The organism is Neobacillus cucumis (assembly GCF_023715505.1).
Genome location: NZ_JAMBOH010000003.1, coordinates 40875 through 64344 on the forward strand (window position 1 = coordinate 40875; position 23470 = coordinate 64344).

Below are 23470 nucleotides of genomic sequence, written 5' to 3' on the forward strand. Positions count from 1 at the left end.
ATTTATCATTTATTTGGCGCTGTCTTTCGATCCTTCTCATTGACTCGCTGGCTGAGTAACGTATCTTCCATCACCCTGCTTGTTTCAGCCGCAATTCTTTTCCACCCATAAAGACTTTGAACAATTTGCTTTCCCCTGTTGCCAATCTCTACGGCTTTCTCTGGTTGATTGAATAAAAACTCAATTTGCTCCATAAGACTTTGTGGATCCCCCGGGACCATCAACATCCCCGTTTGGAGATGCTTAATGATTCCTTTCATTCCACCGGTATTAGAGACTATGGTTGGTTTTCCGAGAACCATTGATTCTAACACAACAATTCCAAATGGTTCGTAAAGACTTGGTATCACAGCGAGTTCACAGCCTTGAATTAAGGCGTTTCTTTGTTCATCCGTTACGTAGCCAATAAAAGTCACGTGTTCCTCCAAACCAAGCTCTGAAACCCGTTTTTGATACTCCTTCTGCATCGGCCCTTTTCCGGCAATAACAAAAACGAAGTCATGTTTCTTGTTTTCCTTTGCAATCGCTGCTGCCTCGATTAGCGTCTCGAATCCTTTTTCTTCAACTATTCTTCCAATTGAGAAGATATATTTTTTATCCTTTAGTACTGGCATTACCTCTGTAATTTGCCGATTTACTGTCAATGGTTCAATTCCGTTTGGAATGACAACCATCCTCTCAACCTGCAGGGTAAAAACCTTTTTAAGTTCTTCCTTCATGAATTCGCTGCAGACAATAATTTGGTCGGACTCTAAAATTAATTGGTGTTCTTTTTCATGGATGAATTGCTGGATCTCGGTATAGATTCCATTATTTCTTCCATGCTCTGTGGCATGGATTGTGGTTAATAGTGGTATGCCTAATAATTCCTTTAGGGAAATCGCTGCTGCTCCGACAAGCCAATCATGAGCATGAATAATATCGAAGTCAACTTCTTCTGCTAGCTGTTCTGCCTTAAAGGCCATAGCTAAATTTAAGCCGGCAATCCACGACAGAAAATGATCGTCATTCTCATTAATTGGCCTTACACGGTGGACATTTATCCCATCCATCATTTCAAAGGTTGGAAGACTATTTTTCCCTGCTGTTAGGACATGAACTTCATGTCCATTTTCTGCCAAGTGGGTGGATAATCCAACTACATGTCTTGATAGTCCTCCAACCATATTAGGTGGGAATTCCCAAGAAAGAATTAATATTTTTAACTTCCAAGGAGCTTGGCTTTTTACATCTAAGTCAACTGGTCCTAGCTGTCGTTTATCCATTGTCCTCCCCCAAGTTGTTCGATTTCACATAATAACTGTAAGTACTCACATGTTCCATCCATTTTGGTGATTCTTCTTCGTATCTTTGGAATTGTAATAATTCCTGATGAAATGTATTACCGCTTTGTATTTCCGGTAAAGGTGTTTGAATACAATTCGAACGATACAGCGGAAAAAATTCATTGTCAGTGATGTGTACTCCTAATTCCGCAATATAGCTCCGATTTTCTAACAATCCTTTAATAAACCAGTGTCCACTATGGTAAGGGACGGTTATTTCATTAAAATGGTGAGCATTTTTACCATTAAACAAAATATTCGTTACGTCATAAATTCTAGTAACAGTGACAAGTTCTTCAAACTTTCGATTAAAGAATCGTTCAATGACTTTTTTCGGTAACTCGGAAATGTCCCAGAAAAGAATTATTTTGCGAGGTGTAATGATCCTTGCCTTTAGTTCTCCCTTTAGTGGAATGAATTCTGGTGAAATAGAGTCATCTGAGGAATTTGAATCCTTCGTAGATTGCCTATTAAGTTCATTCTTTATTTCATTATTACTTTCTTCAATCCATTTATTCCAGCGGTATTGAACCTTACCAACTGTTGTATTCAATTCTGAGGCGATTTTACGAAATGATAATCCATCTCCTCTTAGTTTGATAATTTCCTCAATCATTTTTTTCCTCCGTTCTGTAAACAATCAATATATGCAATCATCACAAAATAATTCTAATAATTTATAATTTAATGGTATCACCAGATGAGAAAGCATACAATAAACGCATTTTGTCGTATTTTGGTTATCCTATATAGCAAGCTTTGTTTACCATAATTAAAATTTTTTTAGTTACTAATAAACCATCGTTTTTTACAAGTATCAACAAATTTCTATATTGGATATGATAATCTTTTCGACAGCATTTCTAAAAAGGCAATTATCATCAATATTTTTCCGCTCCTGAGCTTCCAGATCCAACAACCAGCTCTGTAATAGCCTTTATCACTCTCTTTTAACTTTAATACTTTATTACTAAAACAAAAAAGCATGGAGATATAATCCCTATGCTTCTTAGCTTTTTAATGATTCCTGTAATGTTTTAGATGTGTTATTCTCCCCATACGTAAGCGGATACATAATGGAATTAAGTTTTTAGAAAAAACTGACTAATATTATCTAACCTCGAGTTCGTTCCATCGGGAGGAAATGTTTTCCTTAAGATTAGTTGATTCAGCTATAAAATCATTAAAGTAAATGACTTCAGTAAGAATTTTACATCCTTTTATTCTCTCAAGTGCTTCTTTTGCTTCTTTTTGAGTATCAAACTCAAACATTTTGATGTTTTTCTTTGAATGGGTAGTGATGACCCACATTAAAAATCCCCTCCCTATCTTTATCTAGTCTGAAAAACGCAACCAGTAATAAATTGCAACCATGCATATACCCCGGTCTTAACGGTTTGGGCGACTACCGAATCTTTGCTTGGGTCCAGACAAACAAAATCAATATGCCGGACAATCGAATGCTGGCCGATTTCTAGTAATATATTAAACAGTTCCTCTGCAAGCATACCGCCGGGGGTAGACGCTGGTACACCCGGTGCAACGGAAATATCAAGCACATCCATATCGACGGTGACATAAACGCGGTCAACTTTTGCGGTCAACTGCCGAAGCGCTTCCTGAACACAATTAATAAGTCCCTGCCTGCGTGCCTGCTTTAACGTCACCATCTGAATATTGTGCTTCTCCGCATAATCAATAAGCGGCTTCGCATTAAAATAGCCATGCAAACCAATATTGACAACATTCTCTCCTTTGACAGTATGACCATCAATTAGCTGCCGAATCGGCGTTCCGTTTGCAGGTCCTAATTCTGCCGGATCCCTCACATCAAGATGTGTATCGAGCTGTAAGATTCCAATCGTTTCTTCCTTAAAAACTTCTTTTATTCCCCGTACCGCACAGGCCGTTGTAGAATGGTCGCCGCCAATCATGCATGTTACCGTTTGTGGATAGCTTGCTGCAAGATAGGCCGTTGTCTCCTGGATACGTTGATGTGATAAGGGAATATCTGTTGTATGCACCGCCACATCTCCCGCATCTGCAACCTTGAAGGACCTCAAATCAATCTTTTCATCCAGGTTGTAGGTGGCAAAGCCCCTCCACATCCGCCGAAATTCCGCTGGATACAAAGAGGCTCCGGACACACTTATGGATGACCGAGAAATCGGTGCACCGTAAACAATTAAATTGGGTGTTTCTTTCATTTCATTCAGTGGCTGCACCCAATGATGCACATAACCAGCTTCACCCTTTAATCGATTCCAGGACCATTCGGGTGCCTTAAGCCAATGTTCTCCCACCTGAATCCACCACCTTTACACCCTTTTTCCACACAGACTTAACGTGATTAACTCCGAATAAGTATTGCAGCTCCTGGTAGCTTTTTACACTCCATAACACGATATCCGCCTGCTTTCCCACTTCAAGTGATCCTACTATTTCCTGGCGGTTAATCGCGCATGCAGCATTAATAGTTGCTGCTGTCAAGGCCTCTGCCGGGGTTAGTCTCATTGAAATACAAGCCAGATTCATCACGAGCGGCATTGAGGTCGTAGGTGAAGATCCAGGATTGCAATCAGTGGAAATCGCTACCGGCACACCTGCATCGATCATTTTTCTTCCTGCTGCAGCTGCTTCGCGTAAATAGAGCGCTGTTGCCGGAAGCAGGCAGGCAATCGTGCCCGCATCTGCCATGGCTTGAATGCCTTCATTGGAAGCTTTCAATAAATGCTCAGCTGAAATTGCCCCTACCTTTGCCGCCAATTCCGCTCCGCCATAAGGCTCAATTTCATCAGCATGGATTTTCGGGATCAACCCAAAGTGCTTACCTGTTTCTAAAATGCGCTCGGATTGTTCTGGTGTAAAAACCCCTTTTTCACAAAAAACATCGTTAAATTCAGCTAATTTTTCCTGGGCGACTTTCGGCAGCATTTCATCAACTAAATAATCGACAAATTGATCTTCTTTTCCCTTAAACTCCGGAGGCACAGCATGGGCACCCATAAAGGTAGGAACAAGGTCAATTGCATGGTGTTCCTGCAGTATCTTCATGACGCGGAGCTGCTTAAGTTCGGTTTCGAGATTCAAGCCATATCCACTTTTGCCTTCTACAGTTGTCACTCCATGAACAAGAAACGAATCAAGCCGGCGTTTAGTTTGCACGACTAATTCTTCTTCCGTCGCTTCCCTAGTCATACGGGTGGTCGCATGAATTCCTCCACCCGCATTCATAATATCCATATATGTTGCACCTTCAAGGCGCATTTCAAATTCACGCTCGCGGCTTCCTCCATATACAACATGTGTATGTGGATCTACAAGTCCAGGCGTTACCAAATGATTTGAGGCATCCACAACCTCTGCTGTTTTCAATTTTCCCTTATAGTGTTCCTCAATTTCTTTCGTCGTTCCAACCGCCTGGATAAGTCCATCCTCTATCCACAAGCTTCCGTCTTCAATCAAACCAAGCTGTGACATAGCTTCTTTTGAACGGGGACCTTTTATTTCGGAAGCAAGCGTTGCAAGCTGGGCGGCATGTTTAATCCAAATTGGTTTTTCCATTACTGATCATTTCCTTTGTCAAGCATTGGGATTTTAATTCCTTTTTCCCGTGCTGTTTTCTTTGCAAGTTCATATCCTGCATCGGCGTGGCGTACGACACCCATACCCGGATCTGTTGTCAATACACGTTCAATTCGTGCCTCTGCTTCTTTCGTACCATCTGCGACAATAACTACTCCCGCATGTAAAGAATAACCCATTCCAACTCCACCGCCGTGATGTACAGAAACCCATGTAGCACCACCCACTGCATTAACCATGGCATTTAATATTGGCCAGTCAGACACAACATCAGATCCATCTTTCATCGCTTCTGTTTCACGGTTCGGTGAAGCAACAGAGCCTGAATCCAAATGATCACGTCCAATAACAATTGGTGCTTTTAGTTCCCCTCTCGCCACCATGTCATTCAGTATTTTACCAAAACGGGCACGTTCTCCGTAGCCCAGCCAGCAAATACGGGAAGGGAGCCCCTGGAACTGAATTTTTTCCTGAGCCAATCGGATCCAGTTGCACAAATGTTTATTATCGGCAAATTCCCTAAGAATAGCTTGGTCTGTTTTATAAATATCTTCAGGGTCACCTGACAGCGCCACCCAACGGAAAGGTCCTTTCCCTTCACAGAATTGAGGGCGGATATAAGCTGGAACAAATCCAGGGAAGTCAAATGCGTTTTCTACCCCTTCATCTTTGGCAACCTGGCGTATATTATTGCCATAGTCAAATGTCACTGCGCCTTTTTCCATCATCTCAAGCATCGCTTTCACATGCACAGCCATAGAAGCCTTCGACATCCTGACATACATTTCAGGGTTTGATTTTCGTAGTTCCGTTGCAGCTTCAAATGACAAACCTGCAGGTGTGTATCCGTTCAACGGGTCGTGCGCTGATGTTTGATCTGTCAGCACATCGGGGATAAAGTTTCGTGCTATCATTTCCGGTAAAACTTCAGCTCCATTACCCAGTAAGCCAATTGATAATGCCTTTCCTTCTCTTTTTGCCTCTTGAGCCAAACGAATAGCCTCATCCAAAGAATCCGTTTTCACATCGGTATAGCGGGTTTCAATCCGACGGTCAATCCTTGTCTCATCTACATCAATACCGATGCAGACCCCACCGTTCATAGTAACTGCAAGCGGCTGAGCTCCACCCATACCTCCAAGGCCCGCGGTTACTGTGATAGTACCTTTTAAAGAACCATTAAAATGCTGTTTTGCGAGCTCCGCAAATGTTTCGTATGTTCCCTGTACAATCCCCTGGGAGCCAATATAAATCCAGCTTCCAGCGGTCATTTGGCCATACATCATTAATCCCTTTTTGTCGAGTTCATGGAATGTATCCCAGTTGGCATATGCCGGGACAATATTTGAATTTGCAATCAGTACACGTGGTGCTTGGCTATGTGTTTTAAACACCGCCACGGGCTTTCCTGATTGGACAAGTAACGTTTCATCCTCTTCAAGGTCTTTCAAAGATTCGACAATTGCATCAAAGCAATCCCAGTTTCGTGCCGCCTTACCAATCCCGCCGTAAACAACAAGTTCCTCTGGATGCTCCGCTACATCCGGATCTAAATTGTTCATCAACATTCGTAGTACAGCTTCTTGCTGCCAGCCTTTTGTATGTAATTCGGTTCCTCTATACTGAATAACTTTGTTAACTGTATCCGTTTTCATTTTTTCTACCTCCTAGTTGTGATATTTTTAGTTTATCAGAGAAATACTTTATTTTTATTATAATATAATGATAATTTTATAACTGGTTTCATATTTGTTTTTGATTATTTTACTTTTTATAAATTATTTCATTTATATAAACTTGCAAGCAACAGAAATTAATAATGTTATATCTTTATTCCCGAACGATAAACTAAAGGAGTACACCCTGCACACTGTTTAAATTTAGAATTAAAATAAGTTTGGTGGGTATAGCCCGTTAATCGTGCTATTTCTTCAAGTGATAAATCGGTTTCCTGTAATAGTCGTTTAGCCTCGCCAATGCGTACTTCATGCAGCGTATCACGAAAGGACCTGCCAGATTCGGCGGCAAAACGGCGGCTTAGGGTGCTCTTATTGATGCGAAGTGCATCCGCGCAAGCCGCTAAATTCCACTGCGCATCCCAATAGTTAGACTCGATCAGCTCCCTTGCTTTTTCGGCAAGTGTTCTTGGCCCTTTTTGTAAGTTCTGATGATCCTGTTCAAGCAAGCGGGCTGTAAACAAGAGCAATTCCTGTATAATTTGATAAATGACTGGCATATGGACAATTTGCTGAAAAATTTTATGATAAATTGCTTCTAAAAAAACGCTTTGAAGTCCGTATGATTTCATATGTCTGCGAATCTGGGCGAGCACACTTGTAAGGCGGACTCGAACCATTTCAGGATCAGGATACGGCTCCTGAAAAGTTAGAAATTCACGCTCTACCCAATCGCGGATCGCTTTTATATCCCTTTTTTCGAGCATTTCAATCCACTGGCGCTGTTCCAAAGGAGTCAAAAAAGGATCCATTTCCTTGAACGACAGATGTTTGTTTTCCGCCAAAATAATATCATAGCCTTCAAAAAAAACTCGTCTCATTAATTGATGTGTTTCCTGGTAGGCTCTTTTTAATGAATCATGAGGATAAGCTTCTTTCATCACTATTGCAATGGGCTCATCCATGAGCTTTTTCCAGTACACAAGAAACGCATGGTATTCCTCCTGGTACACCGTGTTCTCCTTAACCTCCTGTACACAAAGTATAAAATTAGATAAAGCAAATAAACGATTCTTTCCTGTAAAGGGATAACGCTGCAGGGCATCGTATACTTGGGGAAGCGTTTCTGAATGTGGAGTCAAAAATGCTGCCATCATGATCGGACTGGGATGTTTTCTCTCTCTTAAGAAAAGATCATGATACCCGATGTCTAACGTATCTACTGCATCTGTAGGATTGTTTGGAAAGTAACGCTCGTGATTTCGCATTTGATTACGCAATTGTTGTACATGATTGATAAAATCAGATGAAGAAAACGGGCGGAACAAAACATCATCAGCACGAAAACGGAGTGCACGGTAAGCGGTTTGAAAAATTCGCTCTGATGAAATGCCTAACCAGCGAAAGCTCCGTTGCTGCATTAACCTGCCAAATCGTTCACTTTCATTAGCCCATCCGTCCATATCCAGAATAACCAGGTCAGGCTCCTGTCTCTTTAAACCATTTTCAAATTCCTCCAAGGTATCCCATAGAATTAATCGGACACCGGCTAAATGCGATTCCACAATCCAACGAATTCCCTGAGCCTCAAGTTTATCTTTTACGATCAAATGAATTTCCATGATGTTATACCTTCTTTCGTATGATGCTATCATCATAGCAAGCATTTTTTATCCAATAAAATCCTTCTAGTAATTGTTAATACAATCATTCAAATCACTAATCTTTTTAAAACAAACAAAAAACGGGCTGTATTAACAGACATATCCCGTCGTCTATACAGCCCCCCTATTTCATTGATACGAAAAGCTACGGTCGCCTAAAGGTTCCAAGGTGTTAGAGTATAAATAACTTATTCCTGGCTGAAATCAGCCTCTTGTAATGGCACCATTTTTGATTTCTTTACAATTTTATAGCTAAAATATCCAAATAAGAATAAAGGCAGACCAATATAAGAAACCAGAATTCCATACCAGTCAATTTTGTCACCGATAAACGCCTGGTAATTGGTTCCAAGCATCGCCACTAAACATAGTGCTGTGGCTAGAATCGGGCCTAACGGAAACCATTTCGCTGCATATGGGAGGTCTTTAAAATCTCTGCCTTGGGCAATAAATGCTTTTCGGAATCGGTAGTGTGTAACAGAGATACTTAACCAAGAGATATAACCTGCTAGACCAGCAGCATTTAATAACCAGGAATAAACGGTTCCGTCACCAAAAAGAGAGGTTAGGAAGCAGAGCATTCCTACAAACGTAGTCAAATATAAAGCGTTTACAGGGACACCCCCTTTATTTACTTTTTTCAAGAATGCCGGTGCTTTTCCCTCTTCAGCTAATACCCATAGAACACGTGAACCAACGTATAAACATGAGTTTCCTGCGGATAAAACAGCAGTAAGAATAACAGCATTCATCGCAGCTGCGGCAAATGCCAGGCCAGCATGTTTAAAAACTAGCGTAAATGGACTCACTGCAATGTTTTCCAGATCCGAACTTAATAAATTAGGATCTTTATAGCTAATGAGGCATCCAATAACGAAAATGGCTAACACATAGAATAAAAGAATTCGCCAGAAAATTTGCTTAATGGCTTTAGGGATATTTTTTTCAGGATTTTCACTTTCACCTGCAGCAACCCCAACCATTTCTGTTCCTTGGAAGGCAAACCCCACTACCATAAAGACACTAAAGATGGATAAAAGTCCTCCTTTGAATGGTGCATCTCCCTTAGTGAAATTTTCAAATCCACCAGTATGACCCTTCATAATTCCAAAGATCATCAGTAATCCCACCACAATAAAGATCATGATGGTGGCAACCTTGATAATGGAAAACCAAAATTCTGATTCACCGTAACCTTTTACAGATAAAACATTCAGACCAAAAATAATGACTAGAAAAGCTGCACTCCAGACAATGCCTGGAATAGTAGGGAACCAATATTTCATAATCAAGGAAGAAGCCGATAATTCAAGCGCGAGGATAATGGCATTGTTATACCAATAATTCCAGCCAACAGCAAACCCTAAGGCAGGATCAACGAATCTTGATGTATACGTACTGAAAGAACCCGAAATTGGTATAAATACTGCCATCTCCGCCAGGCTTGTCATGAGGAAGTAAACCATGATCCCTGCAATAAGATAGGCTGCCAGTGCCCCTCCTGGACCGGCATCATGAACAGTAGTACCGCTAGCTAAAAAGAGGCCAGTACCAATCGTTCCACCGATGGCAATCATTGATAGGTGCCTTGTTTTTAATTTTCTTTCTAAATGTTCATGTTGTTCACCTGGATTCGTTTGCTGATTTTCTTTTTTAAGGGCCGTATTTTGCATAAAACACCTCTTTTTTAATTTAGTATACTTACCAATAGTAGGAACAATAAGGAACCGCAGGAGGAGAACAATAATTAGTAATTAATTAACGTCTTAACAAATAAATAAATTTCTTCTTTTCCTTTTTGTTTTGCTAAGTAAAATTTATCTTACGTTGTCTAATTGCTTGAGTAATTCTTTTAGGTCCATTGTTTTAAGGCCTTCCGCTGCTTTTTCAATATCTTTTGAAAAAATGCGGTCTTTTTTTATAGAAGGAACAAGTTTTCTTCCGGTATCATAAAGCTTTCTTGTTTGGTTTGCCATTTTTTCAACTCCCCGGTATTCAACCGCCTGCATTGCACAAATCAGCTCTATTGCCAGGACTCTTCTTGTATTCTGAATAATTTGATGTGCATGCCTGGATCCGATTGTTCCCATGCTCACATGGTCCTCTTGGTTCGCTGACGATGGGATGGAATCTACACTTGCTGGATGTGCCAGCGTTTTATTTTCCGATACAAGAGATGCGGCAACATATTGCATGATCATAGCACCTGATTGTAAGCCTTGCTCCGGGCTTAAAAATGGCGGTAAATCATTTAATTGCGGATTGATTAACCGCTCAATCCGTCTTTCAGAGATATTTGCCATTTCTGCAACCGCAATTTTCATAAAATCCATGGCAAAAGCGATTGGCTGTCCATGGAAGTTACCACCGGAAATTACTTTTTCACCATCATTAAAAATTAATGGATTATCCGTTGCTGCATTCATCTCAATCTCTAACTTTTCTTTTACATAATCGAGGGCTTGCCAGGTTGCACCATGAACCTGCGGAATACAGCGAAGGGAATAAGCATCCTGTACTCTCAATTCACCCTGCACTGTCGTCAATAAACTATCGCTTAAGTAACCGCGGATTCGTGCTGCAGTATCAATTTGCTGTTGATAACCTCGCGCAATATGTACCTCTTCAGCAAAGGCATCAATAATCCCTGTTAATCCTTCAATCGTCATGGAGGAAATTAGCTCACTTTGGAAAGCAAGTTGCTCTGCCTCAAGATAGCCGACCACTCCCATTGCCGTCATTGCCTGTGTTCCGTTGATAAGAGCAAGGCCTTCTTTTGCCTGAAGTGTTACTGGGAAAATCCCTTCTTGCTGAAAGGCTTCAAGTGAATCCATTCGAGTTCCTTTATAAAATACCTCCCCTTCCCCGATTAGCACTAACGCCAAGTGTGAAAGCGGTGCCAAATCTCCGCTTGCTCCAAGGGAACCTTGCTGCGGTATCACGGGGATAATATCCTTGTTCACTAAATCTAATAACCTTTCAATAACAAGCGGTCTAATTCCAGAATAACCCTTTAAAAGTGCGTTAGCACGAAGAAGAACCATTGCTTTTGCGACAACCTCTGGGAACGGATCACCTACTCCGCAAGCATGTGAACGAATTAAATTAAGCTGAAGATCTTGAACATGATTCTTATCAATTAGCACATCACTGAATTTTCCAAATCCAGTTGTAATCCCATAAACCACTCTTGATTCTGAGACGATTTTTTCAACGGCTTCTCGGCTCTTTGCGGCAGCCTCCATGCTCTTTTCGGAAGCGCACACCTTTTGATCTCCGAATAAAACTTCCTTCATTTGCGTTAAGGTTAAACTTTGGCCAGTTAATGTTATCATGATTTCTCTCTCCTCTAATACTTTAATATAATAAAGAAAGAGGCTGGATTCCGATTCCTATTAGAATTGGAGTCCAGCCTCTTTTATTACCATTTTTGAATTTAGAACTATTTTTTTACGGTACTTCATGCGTTATCAATCCCATCTTATACTATTCTATTACTACGATAATTATCATATGTGATGTAAACCTTATTTGTCAATGAAAAATTCTGAATTTTAACACAATAGTACTTTAGCACAATAGTAAATGAAAGGCTATAACCAATTGAAAAATCCCATTTCATAGAAAAGAGGAGACTGCACATTTCCAGGCAGCCCCCTCTTTTTTAAGCATTTAAGTTTATTCTTTTTCCTGTAACAAGATAAATAACATTCTCGGCAATATTCGTTGAATGGTCAGCGATTCTTTCAACATTTCTACAAACAAATGCTAACTGAATAATTTGGTTGGTTGAATTCAGATTTTGCGGAATATATCCCATTAATTCTTGGATTAACTGGCCAAACATTTGATCCACCTGGTCATCTTTTTTTGCGCATTCTTGTGCCAAAGAAACATCCTCAGTGGTAAAAGCTTCAATCGACTCAGAAACCATCTCCAAAGCGATTCCCATCATATTTGGTATATCAATGATCTCCTTAATATGCTTTTCATTACCTATGTGAATGGTGGATTTGGCGATATTTACGGCAATATCAGCCAATCTTTCAATTTCTGATGATACCTTTAATGCAGCGCTTATTTTTCTAAGGTCGGTAGCTACAGGTGATTCTCTTGCAATTAATAATAATGCTTTATCATTTATTTCTTGTTCCAATTGATTAATTTCGTTATCCCCCATTAGAACAGCCTTTGCCTGATCGAGGTCTTGATTGACTAAAGAAAGCATAGCATCTTTAATCGCCATTTCCGCTTTTTTAGCCATGGTTAATAGCATTGCGTTTAACTGGATTAAATTATGATCAAAATTAGACCTTGTACTCATTCTGTCCACCCCATCATCCGAATCTTCCGGTAATATACCCTTCCGTACGTGAGTCCGCAGGGTTTGAAAATATAGCTGCAGTAGCATCTAATTCAATAAGCTCTCCCATTAAGAAGAAGGCTGTTTTGTCTGACACCCGAGAAGCCTGCTGCATATTGTGAGTAACAATGACAATCGTATATTTCTCTTTTAGCTCTAAGATCAATTCTTCTATCTTCAAGGTGGAGATGGGATCTAACGCAGAGGTTGGTTCATCCATTAGTAATACCTCAGGTTTGGTCGCTAAAGCTCTGGCGATACATAATCTTTGCTGCTGCCCACCCGATAACCCTAAAGCAGGTGCGTGTAATCGGTCCTTCACTTCATCCCATAATGCTACGTCCATCAATGATTTTGTGACAATTTCATCAAGATGTACCTTCTTCTTAATCCCATGGATTCTTGGTCCGTAGGCTATATTATCATAAATAGACTGTGGAAAAGGGTTTCCCTTTTGGAAGACCATCCCTACATGTTTGCGAAGGTCAACAAGGTCCACTTTCTCATCGAGAATGTTTTTACCATTTAGATTAATCTCGCCTGTCATTTTGACATTTGGAATCATATTAATCATTAAGTTAAGTGTTTTAATAAAGGTTGATTTACCACATCCTGATGGTCCTATGATTGCTGTCACTTCTTTTTTATTAATGGAAAAATTTATATCCTTTAAGGCATGATGGTCTCCATACCATAAATTTAAATTATTTATATCAAATATTTGTCTTGTTAATGTTGAAGTTGCCATGATGTCGCCCCCTTATCCGAATCTTCCTGAAATATACTCTTCGGTCTTTTTTACGGAAGGATTGGTAAAGATTTTTTCAGTAGAATCATATTCGATTAAATCTCCATTTAAAAAGAAGGCTGTCTTATCAGAAATACGGGAAGCCTGCTGCATATTATGGGTAACAATTATGATGGAATAATCCTTTTTTAAACCAACAATCAACTCTTCTACCTTCGCATTGGATATGGGATCTAATGCTGACGATGGCTCATCTAGGAGCATAACTGCCGGCTTCATCGCAATAGTCCTAGCTATGCAAAGACGCTGTTGCTGTCCGCCGGATAGTGAAAGTGCAGATTTATAGAGTCGGTCCTTTACTTCATCCCACAACGCTGCTTTTTCAAGACTTTCCTGTACGAGGTCATCAAGCAGGCTTTTCTTTTTAATACCACTAAACTTTAAAGCATGGGTAATGTTTTCATAGATTGATTTTGGAAATGGATTTGGCTTTTGAAATACCATACCAATTTCCTTTCTCAATGCGACCACATTTATTTGCTCGGATAAGATATTTAGATTTTCATAAAGAATTTCTCCCTCAGCCCTTGCCCCAGGAATTAAATCATTCATCCGATTGATACTGCGTAAAAACGTTGACTTACCACAACCAGACGGACCAATTAATGCAGTTACTGCATTTTTCTCTATATCCATTGAGATACCATTTACGGCACGTTTTTCCCCATAAAATATTTCTAAATTATTTACTTTTAAAATATTTTCCATTTGGAATGGGACGGTTGATTGAAATGTTTGTTCTATCGTTTCTTTTTCCAATAAAGTCGTAACCATCCGTTTTCACCTGCCCTTTATTTTGTTGCAGTGATTTTTTTATGAATCATGCTTCCTATCCATCTAGCTAAAAGGTTAAATAGTAAGACTGAAATAACCAGCACGGCTGCAGAACCATTTGAGACCTCTTCAACGTCAGGTATTAACCCCTGTGTATTGACCGACCATATGTGTACAGCGAGTGTTTCTGCAGGACGAAAAATATTTAGCGGCGATTGATCAGAAAAGGGATTCCAGTTTGCATAATCTAGTCTTGGTGTGGATAGACCAGCAGTAAATAACAATGCTGCTGCTTCACCAAATACCCTTCCTGCTGCTAGAATCGCACCAGTTAAAATCGATGGAAATGCGCTCGGTAAAATAACGGTTTTAATGGTGTGCCAATGTGTAATCCCTAACGCAAGACTTGCCTCTTTTAAATCACGAGGCACTGCCCGAATGGCGTCCTCACTCACCCGCACCAGCACTGGAAGATTAAACACCGTTAATGCTAAGGCACCGCCCAAAATCGTATAACCCCAGCCAGTTAAATTAACAAACATTAATAAACCAAACATTCCGATGACAATGGATGGGAGGGAAGCAAGTACTTCAATACAAGAACGGATTATATCCGTTACTTTTCCGGGCTTAGCATATTCAGCCATATATATTCCACCGCCTATACCAAGCGGCACTGTAATTAACATGGTTATAAACAGAACGTAAAAAGAATTAAATAATTGATCACGAATCCCTCCGCCCGCTCGTACATTACTTGAAGGCGTGGTTAAAAATTCGAGTGAAACATGTTTAAGTCCATTCACTAAAATATAGGAAAATAATCCAACTAAAATAGAAATGATAATAATAGCAATCGCCACAAATACTCCTGTGGCTAAACGGTCAGCAGTTTTACTATTCATTACAACTTCCTCCTCGATGACAGATAACGGATCAGGAGAATAAACGCAAACGACATGACTAATAAAATGAGTCCCATGGACCAAAGCGTGTTATTTTCAACACTTCCGTAAGTGGTATGTCCCATGTTCAGTGTAATAATTGTCGTTAAGGTTGCAGAAGCATCCAAAAGGCTTGTTGGTAAATCTCGAACGTTTCCGATTACCATTTGAACGGCTAATGCTTCTCCAAATGCCCGCGCCATACCTAAAACTACAGCAGTCAGTAAGGTTGGCAATGCTGCAGGAATAAGAACCTTGCGTATAGTTTGCCAGCGGGTTGCTCCAAGAGCATAAGAGCCTTCTCTCAAATTCTTTGGCAATGAACTCATCGCATCTGTCGCAATGGTCGTAATCGTTGGTAAAATCATAATCGATAACACAATTGTCCCTGAAAGCAAACTAAATCCTAGTCCGCCAACATGTTCCCTAACAAAAGGAACTAATACTGTTAGGCCGATGAATCCATATACAACCGATGGTATTCCAACTAAAAGCTCAATGATCGGTTGTAATATTTTTCTCCCCCATGAAGGTGCAATCTCTGTCATGAATATTGCCCCGCCAATTCCTAATGGTGCAGCAACAATTGCCGATAAAAAAGTAACGGCAAAGGATCCAAAGATAAACGGTAATGCCCCATATTCTGGATTAGCTTTATTGGTAGGATTCCAGTGAATACTGGTTACGAACTCAATAAGACTAACACTATTCTGAGTAAATGATTGTAAACCTTTTGTGCCAAGAAAGATGGTAATGGATATGGTTGCAGAAATCATTATCACAGCGCATAAAATCACAAGAAACTTCCCGCGAACTTCTCCATTCATCCAATTTTTCTCAGACTTTAACAATCTTTCCTTTGCAGGTATAATTTTTTCCATTGCAGCAGCACCCCTAAATACGTCATAAGAGGGTAAATACGAGACCTGCACTTACCCAGTTATTCAATTATACGAACAGTTTGATCTTCATTGGTTTCACTTACATATACAAGCATAAATCCTGAGTGTAAACGGGGTTTTAATGGTATGTAAAGGTTTTGTAAATCTATGTATAGATATTGTAAATTCGGAAAAAATAAAAAAACCACCTATTTCATTTGAACAGGTGGTTAAGTGAGTATTAAATTATTGACTAGTTTGGCTGTTTTGAGTGGTATCAACTGTAGTTTGGTTTGCCTGCTGCTCCGTTCCTGAAATACCATCTATTGTTTGACGTGTTTTCTTCAAGTCAAAATAGGCATCCAAAACTCTGCGGCCAATTAGGTTGTTTATACTTGGACCACTGCTGCCTGAATAGGCCCATGGCACAACTACAGCCACAGCTACTTCTGGATTATCAGATGGTGCATAGCTGACAAGACTTAAGTTCCAGACCTCTGTACCACGTTTTGTTTTATCTGATCCATCATAAAATGCCTGTGCTGTTCCGGTTTTTCCTGCAGGGTGATATGGTGCACTCCTAAAGTAACTAGTGGCTGTACCATCGCCAACCTGCATAACCATTCGGAACCCTTCTTGGACACGTTTAATCCAAGCATCCTTCATATCAATCCGATTTAAAACTTTGGGTTCAATTTCTTCAACAATCGGTCCTAACTCATTACTTTCCATAACCGGCTCACGAATTTCCTTTACAATATGCGGCTGAACACGATTACCACCATTGGCAATTGTGGATACATACTGAGCCAGCTGCATTGGAGTGTAGGTATCATACTGACCAATGGCAAAGTCAAGAAGTTTACCCGGAATATTCTCAGTGCCTGGAAAACCACTCATTTCATTTGGCAGGTCAATACCTGTCCGTGCCCCAAGACCAAATTGGCTAAATGATTGCCGCATGGTGTTAAATGTCTTTGCAGTTTCCATATTTAGTGTTCCATTTGGAACATATTTTCCATGTGCCATCGCAATAACGGTCTTCCACATATAAACGTTGGAAGAAACTTGTAAGGCTCGTAGATCATTAATGGAACCAAAGGTTTTCCATGATTTCTTTATAGGAGTATTTTTAATTACTAACGGTTCATCTAGTTGGTATGAACCCGGTTTAATTGCACCAGTTTGATAGCCAGTTAAAACAGTAGCCCCTTTCACTGCTGATCCCACGTTGTAAGAGCTCGTAAAATTACCACTAGCATAGTCCTTCATGACTGTCTTTCCATTACTGTCCTTACCAATTAGTTTTCCGGCCATAGACAATATTTCACCTGTATTAGGATTCATGACAATGGCAAAGGCACGGTCCATAACACCGGTATTAGGTTTACTTTTAGCAGACCACATTTCTTCTTCTACTATTTTTTCAACCTGCTTTTGAAGGTCCATGTCAATGGTTAAAACTAGATCATCCCCTCGCTTCCCTTCTGAAACAACATCAGTAGAAAGGACTTTCCCGGATTTGTCAGTTACGGTTTTTACTTTTGCCTTTTGTCCATGGAGAACATTTTCATATTTTAATTCAAGATAACTTTTCCCTACGCGGTCATTTCTACTGTAACCCTGTGCAAGATATTTATCTAACTGCTCCTTTGGGATACCCGCTTCTGAGGAAGTCACATCCCCCAATATAGATTTTAAGGTGGTACCAAAAGTATATTTACGTTCCCAGTCTGTTGTAGTATCAACACCAGGCAGATTCGCTAAATTTTCACTAACAATGGCAAATTCTTCTGCGGTAACTTCTTTATTTTTAACTATTTGAGGTGTTAAGGCATAACCACTATTGAATTGCCTATAAATAGCAAGTGTCTCAAGCTCCTCTGGTTTAAAACTATTTATTTCCTCATCAGTAACCCGGTCCAGCTGTAATTGATAAATTTTCTTATCGTCTATTTTTTTCTGATTATAAGCTGCCCATTCTTTTTTGGTAATTTTCGCTTTGGCTTCTTTCGGATGATTGGTTATCCAAAAATCCTTTTTATCACGGATTGGAATTTTTGAGGTATCCATTGAGATGAACTTAGCTAATTTAGCTGCTGTGTCCAACATTTCCTTCTGCGTAACATTTTGACTTTTTGTATAAGTAATCGCATTTAGCGGACTATTATCAACAATTGTCTTACCATTACGATCATACATTTTCCCCCTTGGTACAGGGGTATTGACGGTAATATCCTCTGTTCGTTGAATTTCCCGTTTAAAATCATCGCCAAAAACAATTTGCAGTTCTCCAAGACGAAGAATTAGAACAGAAAAAAGGATAAATACAACAAAAAACACCATATTTAGACGAAACGGGACATGTGTCTTTTTCTTTTTCTTTTTAAGATTCAAGGTCAATCTACACTTCCTTTACTCGAAGGCTTACATATCTTTCTTTATTTTAAAGGATAATGTTCTATTTTTCTATGAATAACCCTTACCAATTTTGTTAAAAAACCTAGACCAAATTGTTTCCTTTTTGAGTACCATGCCACTTTTCGGTGATTGTACAAAAAAAAACGATGAGATTAAACTCACCGCTTTATGCTGCAGGTAATCGAACTCTTCTCATAAACAAATAGATTAATAAATGACCCGCACCTAAAAAGAATAATAAAATCGGAATACTTTTTTCCTCATTAAACCACGTAACAGCCGCTAGGAAAGCTAGGACCGATATAATCCTGCCAAGATTGAGATAGATTTCCCGAACAACAATATACTCAATCCTCATTTCTGCCGCTTTCCATCCAGACCCAATTACATCATATGTAGTTGAACTATAAGGGACTAACAATAGTGGGTACGCTATCGCAATCATCCCTCCATATAATAATAATTTCACAAAATTCAAATCCCAAATAATCAACAGGACTGAAGCGTAAAGGATAATCCCGCCAATTAGAATCGCTTTTTTTCGATGTTTTTTCTTAATTAATCGTGACGCAAGGTAGTAAGCAACAAAGGAAATTCCCGAATTGATTAGGCCAAACGTACCTAAAGACATTTCACTTCCTGTCGAAATATAAACAAAAACAGAGATGACAAAAGCAAAAGTACCCTCTCGTAATCCCTGAACAAAATGAGCATTTGTTACAAAACGCCAATTTTCGTTTTGTTTCCTTTCCTCAATAATTCGTGTAAAGCAATATTTTCCGGAAGCAGGCCTTGGTTTTAATGAAAAACTCATAAACACCGCTAACCCGAATAATGCAAGTGATAAACCAAAAACAAACGTATATCCGGTAAATTCTTCAAATCTTGTGATGATAATACCTGCTGCGATCGGCCCAATCATGCCGCCTGCAGAAGATAATATCCCTAAAAATCCATTAAAAAAATCTCTTGTCTCTGGTTCGGTAATTTCAAAAGTTAATACATTATAGGCTAACCAATAGAAGCCATAACCAATTCCAAGCAGGCCGCCTAATAAAAGTAAATAAGTAGAAGCATTTGTGCCCGTAATCAGTACAGCAAGATAAAACACTGCTAAAGCGATTACACCAATTCGAAGCACAATCACTCGATCGATTTTTTTCGCCCACCGCCCCGCCAATATAAACGTTAACGGCTGTAATACGACTATTGAGAGGTTATATAGGGCAATATCGGAATACTGTCCTGTTTGCTTCCAAAGATAAATATTCACAAATGTGTTGGATAAAGCAACACTCAATGAATACAAACCTCCAATGATCAGCAAAAGTGATAAATCCTTTGTTAATTCCACGTCACCTAAAATCTTAAATTTTTTTGCCATAAAAAAAACTCCCCTTTGTCATAAGGGTAGTCTTTATCAAGGACAAGGTTCTTATACCAATTTAAGTGAATAAGAAAAGCGCAAGCGCCTCGGTCAGCCCCGATATAGGGCGACTTGTGGACTGGCCAGCGAAAGCAGGGTCAAAGACTAGTCGCCCTTAATGCGTACAGAAAGCGATAGCTTTCTGTAGCCAAGCATAAGACGAGCCGGCCGAAAGGTTGCTTTTTAACCTAACGGATTGTTCTAAATGTGGAGGCGACTATCCTGGGACTCTAGACTAAGACGTACCCTGCAAGAAGGCGCTTTTTGCCTTCTTCAGGGGGTGGTAGACTTGCGTCCCAAGGAGCCGCAACTGGATAAGCTGTAGACCATCGAGGGGCTAGGCGCTGGAGCTAGACAATTCTCAAAGTAAAAAACTTTTGAACTTTCTTATCCCATGAAAAAAAGACAGCTAAATGCTGTCTTTTTAACGCTCCATTACTTCGCTGCGTTATAACGCTTAGAAACTTCATCCCAGTTAACAACATTCCAGAACGAAGAAATGTAATCAGGACGTTTGTTTTGATACTTTAGGTAGTAAGCATGCTCCCAAACATCAAGGCCAAGAATTGGAGTTTTTCCTTCCATTAATGGAGAATCTTGATTTGGAGTGCTAGAAACTTCTAATTCACCATTGTTTACAGTTAACCAAGCCCAGCCAGAGCCGAAGCGTGTAGTTGCTGCTTTTGCAAACTCTTCTTTGAAATTTTCGAAGCTGCCAAATTTGCCAGTGATTGCGTCAGCCAATTCACCAGTTGGGGCACCACCGCCATTAGGAGAAAGGATTTGCCAGAATAAAGAGTGGTTAGCATGCCCACCGCCATTATTGCGCACAGCTGTACGTGCAGCCTCTGGAACCGCATCCAAATTCGAAATTACTTCTTCAACTGATTTAGAAAGTAATTCTTCATTTCCAGCTAATGCATTATTTAAGTTTGTAACATATGTGTTGTGGTGTCTAGTGTGGTGAATATTCATTGTTTCTTTGTCGATGTGTGGTTCTAGTGCATCCTCTGCATAAGGTAATTTTGGTAATTCAAATGCCATGATAAATTCCTCCTATGTACTATTATTTGTTATGGGCTTTAGCCGCTTATAACCTCTAACTTATAAGAATAATTCTAAAGCTTTACTTAAAAGATACCAAAATTGGTTTTTCCTTTCAAATAAAATGCTTATACCCAACATAAATACAATTTCCCTTTTACAGATTTTTATACCCTTTAAAAGGGGCAGTAACCTATTACCAAGCTATTTTTCGAAAATTTGTCATGATTCACCAAAGAGGCATCCTGTCAACGATTTTTGTCATAACTGAACGATGGGACTACCCTATATCATTAAAGCCTTATTGACATGATATTTATAATAGATTTTAATCAACTTGTAGAGGTAAAAGGGAGTGACAAATATGCAAGCCACAAGCATTTCTATATATAGTTTAATGGTACAATTTTTCCAAAAAAACGAGCCAATCCAGAAGGTAAAAGCTGGTTCAGCCCTTTTTCACCAAAAAGATCCGGTAGAATATGTATACTTAATCCTTAAAGGTAGTATTGCGTTAGGAAGGGTTCATTTACGCGGCAAGGAATTTATCGTAAAGGTCTTAAATGGCAAGGAAATAATCGTGGAGTACCAGCTTTTCAAGGACAATCCTCAGTATCAGTTTTTTGCTAAGGCACTAACGGACTGTGAAGTTCTATTTATTAAAAAAGCATTATTTGAAGAATTTATTTTAACAGACCCTGAAGCTATGAATGCTTTAGTTGCGTGGTTAAGCACCGGATATTTAAAGGCTCAAATGAAATGTCAGGACTTAATTATGAATGGCAAAAAAGGTGGTTTATATTCCATCCTCATCCGGCTTTGTAATTCTTACGGGGTAAAAACCGAAAACGGTGTATTAATTGATTTGCCTTTAACACACCAGGAATTGGCCAACTTAACCTATGGCACAAGAGAGGTCATTCAACGTGCCTTAAAAGAACTCCGTGAAAAGGATATTATTATATATGATAATCAAAAATTCACAATAAAGAACTTAGCTTATTTAAAAACCGAAGTTGATTGCCAAAACTGTCCGTTTGAAATTTGCGGGATTAATTAAAAGCTTAAAGAGCACTTGACGAGCCACCTGGGTAACCAAGTGGCTTCCCTCTTTTATAAAACTATCATAAAAAAATAGCCAACCATAATGAGTTGAATAATGGTTTTTGTAATAACACTGCTTATAAACCCGATTACCGATCCGACTCCCACCTTTACACTCTCGCTTAGGCTTCGTTTATTAACGATTAACTCTGCTGCAATGGCACCAATAAACGGTCCAATTAAGATTCCGAATATCGGAATCACAAACGGCCCTGCTATAATACCAATCGTACTACCCCAAACCCCGGCCTTCGAGCCCCCATATTTTTTTATCCCGATCAGGTTTGCTACATAATCCGCTGCAAACAATAACACGACAAATAATCCCTGAATAAGCCAAAACAACCAACTAAAAGTTTCAAAAGAAAAAAACACACCATACAAAAGAAATCCCGCCAGCAAAAATAACACACTTGGAATAATAGGGTAAACCAAGCCAACAAAGGCAACAATAAATAAAATACTTATAATAATCCAATAAACTACTTCCATCTATTCCCATCCTTTTTTTCTTCTTTACCCTTTCTACGTCTTATCATCAAAATGGTTTCAAATACCTCTACATTCTTGTATATATTAATAACACAGGATACAATAGAAAGTGTGTCTTTTTATCATGTTTCTTTTAAGGTGGTTATTTATGAATATTTTCAAACAATTTTATAAAAGTATTTATTCCCCAAGGGATATTGCCCTATTTCGTTTTCAGGGGATTGGAAAAACGATATTATATGTGTTTTTCTTAACATTTATCTCCATTCTGCCATCCATTATTTATTTTAGTACAGCGCTCATAGAGGGAATTGACGCTGCAAAAACGATTATAAAAGACGAAGCTCCTTCTTTCTCCATTAAAAATGGAAAGCTTACAGCCAAAACAGATGTGCCGGTTACGATCGATAAAGACAACTTTACCATTATTATTGATCCTACTGGGGCAATATCTGGAGATGACGTCGCGGATGAAGGAAATGCTTTCGCATTATTGAAGGATGGGTTTGCATTGTCCTCCGGCGGCAACGTTGAGACCTATCCATATTCCATGATGAATGATATACATATTTCCAATAGTGACCTGCTAAATTTTGTTGACACTATCGGTGGAATGAAAGGTATTATTATTCCCGTTGTATCACTGTTCATTTATATTTTCTCAAGCGCAGCGAGTTTCATTGAGATATCAGTTCTAGCCTTTATCGGCCTTGCTTTAAAAGGAAATCGCAAGCTTAATTACCGGCAATTATGGAGAATGGCCGCATATAGTGAAACATTGCCAACCTTATTTTTCACGATTATGACTGCTATTCAAACTGTGGTTCCTAACAGTTTCCTCATTAATTGGTTTGTAGTCATCATTGTGTTATACCTTGCAATTAAGGAAGTTCCAAAGCCTAAAAGTTCAAACTAAACGCCCGTCAATGGGCGTTTTTTGTTCTAAATAAGTATGGATAAGCA

At 39.3% G+C, this 23470-nt stretch carries 20 protein-coding genes; 2 read left to right on the forward strand and 18 right to left on the reverse strand.

Annotated elements, in window-relative coordinates; translation table 11 throughout:
- Positions 1-5: 5 nt before the first annotated feature.
- From M3226_RS05335 to M3226_RS05415, 17 genes are all read right to left on the reverse strand, one after another.
- Positions 6-1265 carry a glycosyltransferase family 4 protein gene (locus M3226_RS05335; protein WP_251563323.1) on the reverse strand — a complete coding sequence of 420 codons (1260 nt, stop codon included), beginning with the start codon at positions 1263-1265 and terminating at the stop codon, positions 6-8.
- Entirely contained in the window at positions 1258-1941 is a 684-nt protein-coding gene (locus M3226_RS05340) for a DUF4912 domain-containing protein (protein WP_251563324.1), read from the reverse strand. The genes M3226_RS05335 and M3226_RS05340 overlap by 8 nt, the downstream gene beginning before the upstream one ends.
- A gap of 494 nt (positions 1942-2435) precedes the next feature.
- Positions 2436-2636 carry a hypothetical protein gene (locus M3226_RS05345; RefSeq protein ID WP_251563325.1) on the reverse strand — a complete coding sequence of 67 codons (201 nt, stop codon included), beginning with the start codon at positions 2634-2636 and terminating at the stop codon, positions 2436-2438.
- Positions 2637-2656: 20 nt separating this feature from the next.
- A complete protein-coding gene (locus tag M3226_RS05350; RefSeq protein ID WP_251563326.1) occupies positions 2657-3628 on the reverse strand; it encodes an agmatinase family protein in 972 nt (323 codons plus the stop codon).
- Positions 3609-4889, reverse strand: coding sequence for an imidazolonepropionase (gene hutI, locus M3226_RS05355; protein WP_251563327.1), 1281 nt, complete (start codon positions 4887-4889; stop codon positions 3609-3611). The genes M3226_RS05350 and hutI overlap by 20 nt, the downstream gene beginning before the upstream one ends.
- Positions 4889-6565: a urocanate hydratase gene (gene hutU, locus M3226_RS05360; RefSeq protein WP_251563328.1), complete on the reverse strand. Its 1677-nt coding sequence runs from the start codon at positions 6563-6565 to the stop codon at positions 4889-4891. Before hutU ends, hutI begins: the two co-directional genes overlap by 1 nt.
- 167 nt (positions 6566-6732) lie before the next feature.
- Positions 6733-8208 carry a response regulator transcription factor gene (locus tag M3226_RS05365; protein WP_251563329.1) on the reverse strand — a complete coding sequence of 492 codons (1476 nt, stop codon included), beginning with the start codon at positions 8206-8208 and terminating at the stop codon, positions 6733-6735.
- A 230-nt stretch (positions 8209-8438) separates the two neighbouring features.
- On the reverse strand, positions 8439-9923 hold the full coding sequence (locus M3226_RS05370) for an amino acid permease (protein ID WP_285857738.1): 1485 nt from the start codon (positions 9921-9923) through the stop codon (positions 8439-8441).
- Positions 9924-10067: 144 nt separating this feature from the next.
- Positions 10068-11585 carry a histidine ammonia-lyase gene (hutH, locus tag M3226_RS05375; RefSeq protein WP_251563330.1) on the reverse strand — a complete coding sequence of 506 codons (1518 nt, stop codon included), beginning with the start codon at positions 11583-11585 and terminating at the stop codon, positions 10068-10070.
- 329 nt (positions 11586-11914) lie between these two features.
- Entirely contained in the window at positions 11915-12574 is a 660-nt protein-coding gene (gene phoU, locus M3226_RS05380; RefSeq protein ID WP_251563331.1) for a phosphate signaling complex protein PhoU, read from the reverse strand.
- 13 nt (positions 12575-12587) lie between these two features.
- A complete protein-coding gene (gene pstB, locus M3226_RS05385) occupies positions 12588-13361 on the reverse strand; it encodes a phosphate ABC transporter ATP-binding protein PstB (RefSeq protein WP_251563332.1) in 774 nt (257 codons plus the stop codon).
- Positions 13362-13373: 12 nt separating this feature from the next.
- A complete protein-coding gene (pstB, locus tag M3226_RS05390) occupies positions 13374-14129 on the reverse strand; it encodes a phosphate ABC transporter ATP-binding protein PstB (protein WP_251563942.1) in 756 nt (251 codons plus the stop codon).
- An 83-nt stretch (positions 14130-14212) separates the two neighbouring features.
- Positions 14213-15100 (reverse strand): phosphate ABC transporter permease PstA, encoded by an 888-nt coding sequence (pstA, locus tag M3226_RS05395; protein ID WP_251563333.1) that lies wholly within the window; start codon positions 15098-15100, stop codon positions 14213-14215.
- Complete coding sequence (gene pstC / locus M3226_RS05400) at positions 15100-16020, reverse strand: phosphate ABC transporter permease subunit PstC (protein ID WP_251563334.1); 921 nt, start codon at positions 16018-16020, stop codon at positions 15100-15102. The genes pstA and pstC overlap by 1 nt, the downstream gene beginning before the upstream one ends.
- Before the next feature lie 246 nt (positions 16021-16266).
- Entirely contained in the window at positions 16267-18366 is a 2100-nt protein-coding gene (locus M3226_RS05405; protein WP_251563944.1) for a peptidoglycan D,D-transpeptidase FtsI family protein, read from the reverse strand.
- A 241-nt stretch (positions 18367-18607) separates the two neighbouring features.
- Positions 18608-19825 carry an MFS transporter gene (locus M3226_RS05410; RefSeq protein WP_251563335.1) on the reverse strand — a complete coding sequence of 406 codons (1218 nt, stop codon included), beginning with the start codon at positions 19823-19825 and terminating at the stop codon, positions 18608-18610.
- 477 nt (positions 19826-20302) lie between these two features.
- The gene (locus tag M3226_RS05415) at positions 20303-20911 is read right to left on the reverse strand and encodes a superoxide dismutase (RefSeq protein ID WP_251563336.1); all 609 of its coding nucleotides are present in this window, start codon (positions 20909-20911) and stop codon (positions 20303-20305) included.
- Between the two features lie 364 nt (positions 20912-21275).
- On the opposite strand from M3226_RS05415, the gene M3226_RS05420 reads away from it, so the two are divergent.
- Positions 21276-21971, forward strand: coding sequence for a Crp/Fnr family transcriptional regulator (locus M3226_RS05420; protein ID WP_251563337.1), 696 nt, complete (start codon positions 21276-21278; stop codon positions 21969-21971).
- A 53-nt stretch (positions 21972-22024) separates the two neighbouring features.
- On the opposite strand, the gene M3226_RS05425 is transcribed toward M3226_RS05420, so the two are convergent.
- On the reverse strand, positions 22025-22507 hold the full coding sequence (locus tag M3226_RS05425) for a DUF456 domain-containing protein (RefSeq protein WP_251563338.1): 483 nt from the start codon (positions 22505-22507) through the stop codon (positions 22025-22027).
- Between the two features lie 148 nt (positions 22508-22655).
- On the opposite strand from M3226_RS05425, the gene M3226_RS05430 reads away from it, so the two are divergent.
- Positions 22656-23423: a DUF1189 domain-containing protein gene (locus tag M3226_RS05430; protein WP_251563340.1), complete on the forward strand. Its 768-nt coding sequence runs from the start codon at positions 22656-22658 to the stop codon at positions 23421-23423.
- The last annotated feature ends 47 nt before the right edge of the window (positions 23424-23470 follow it).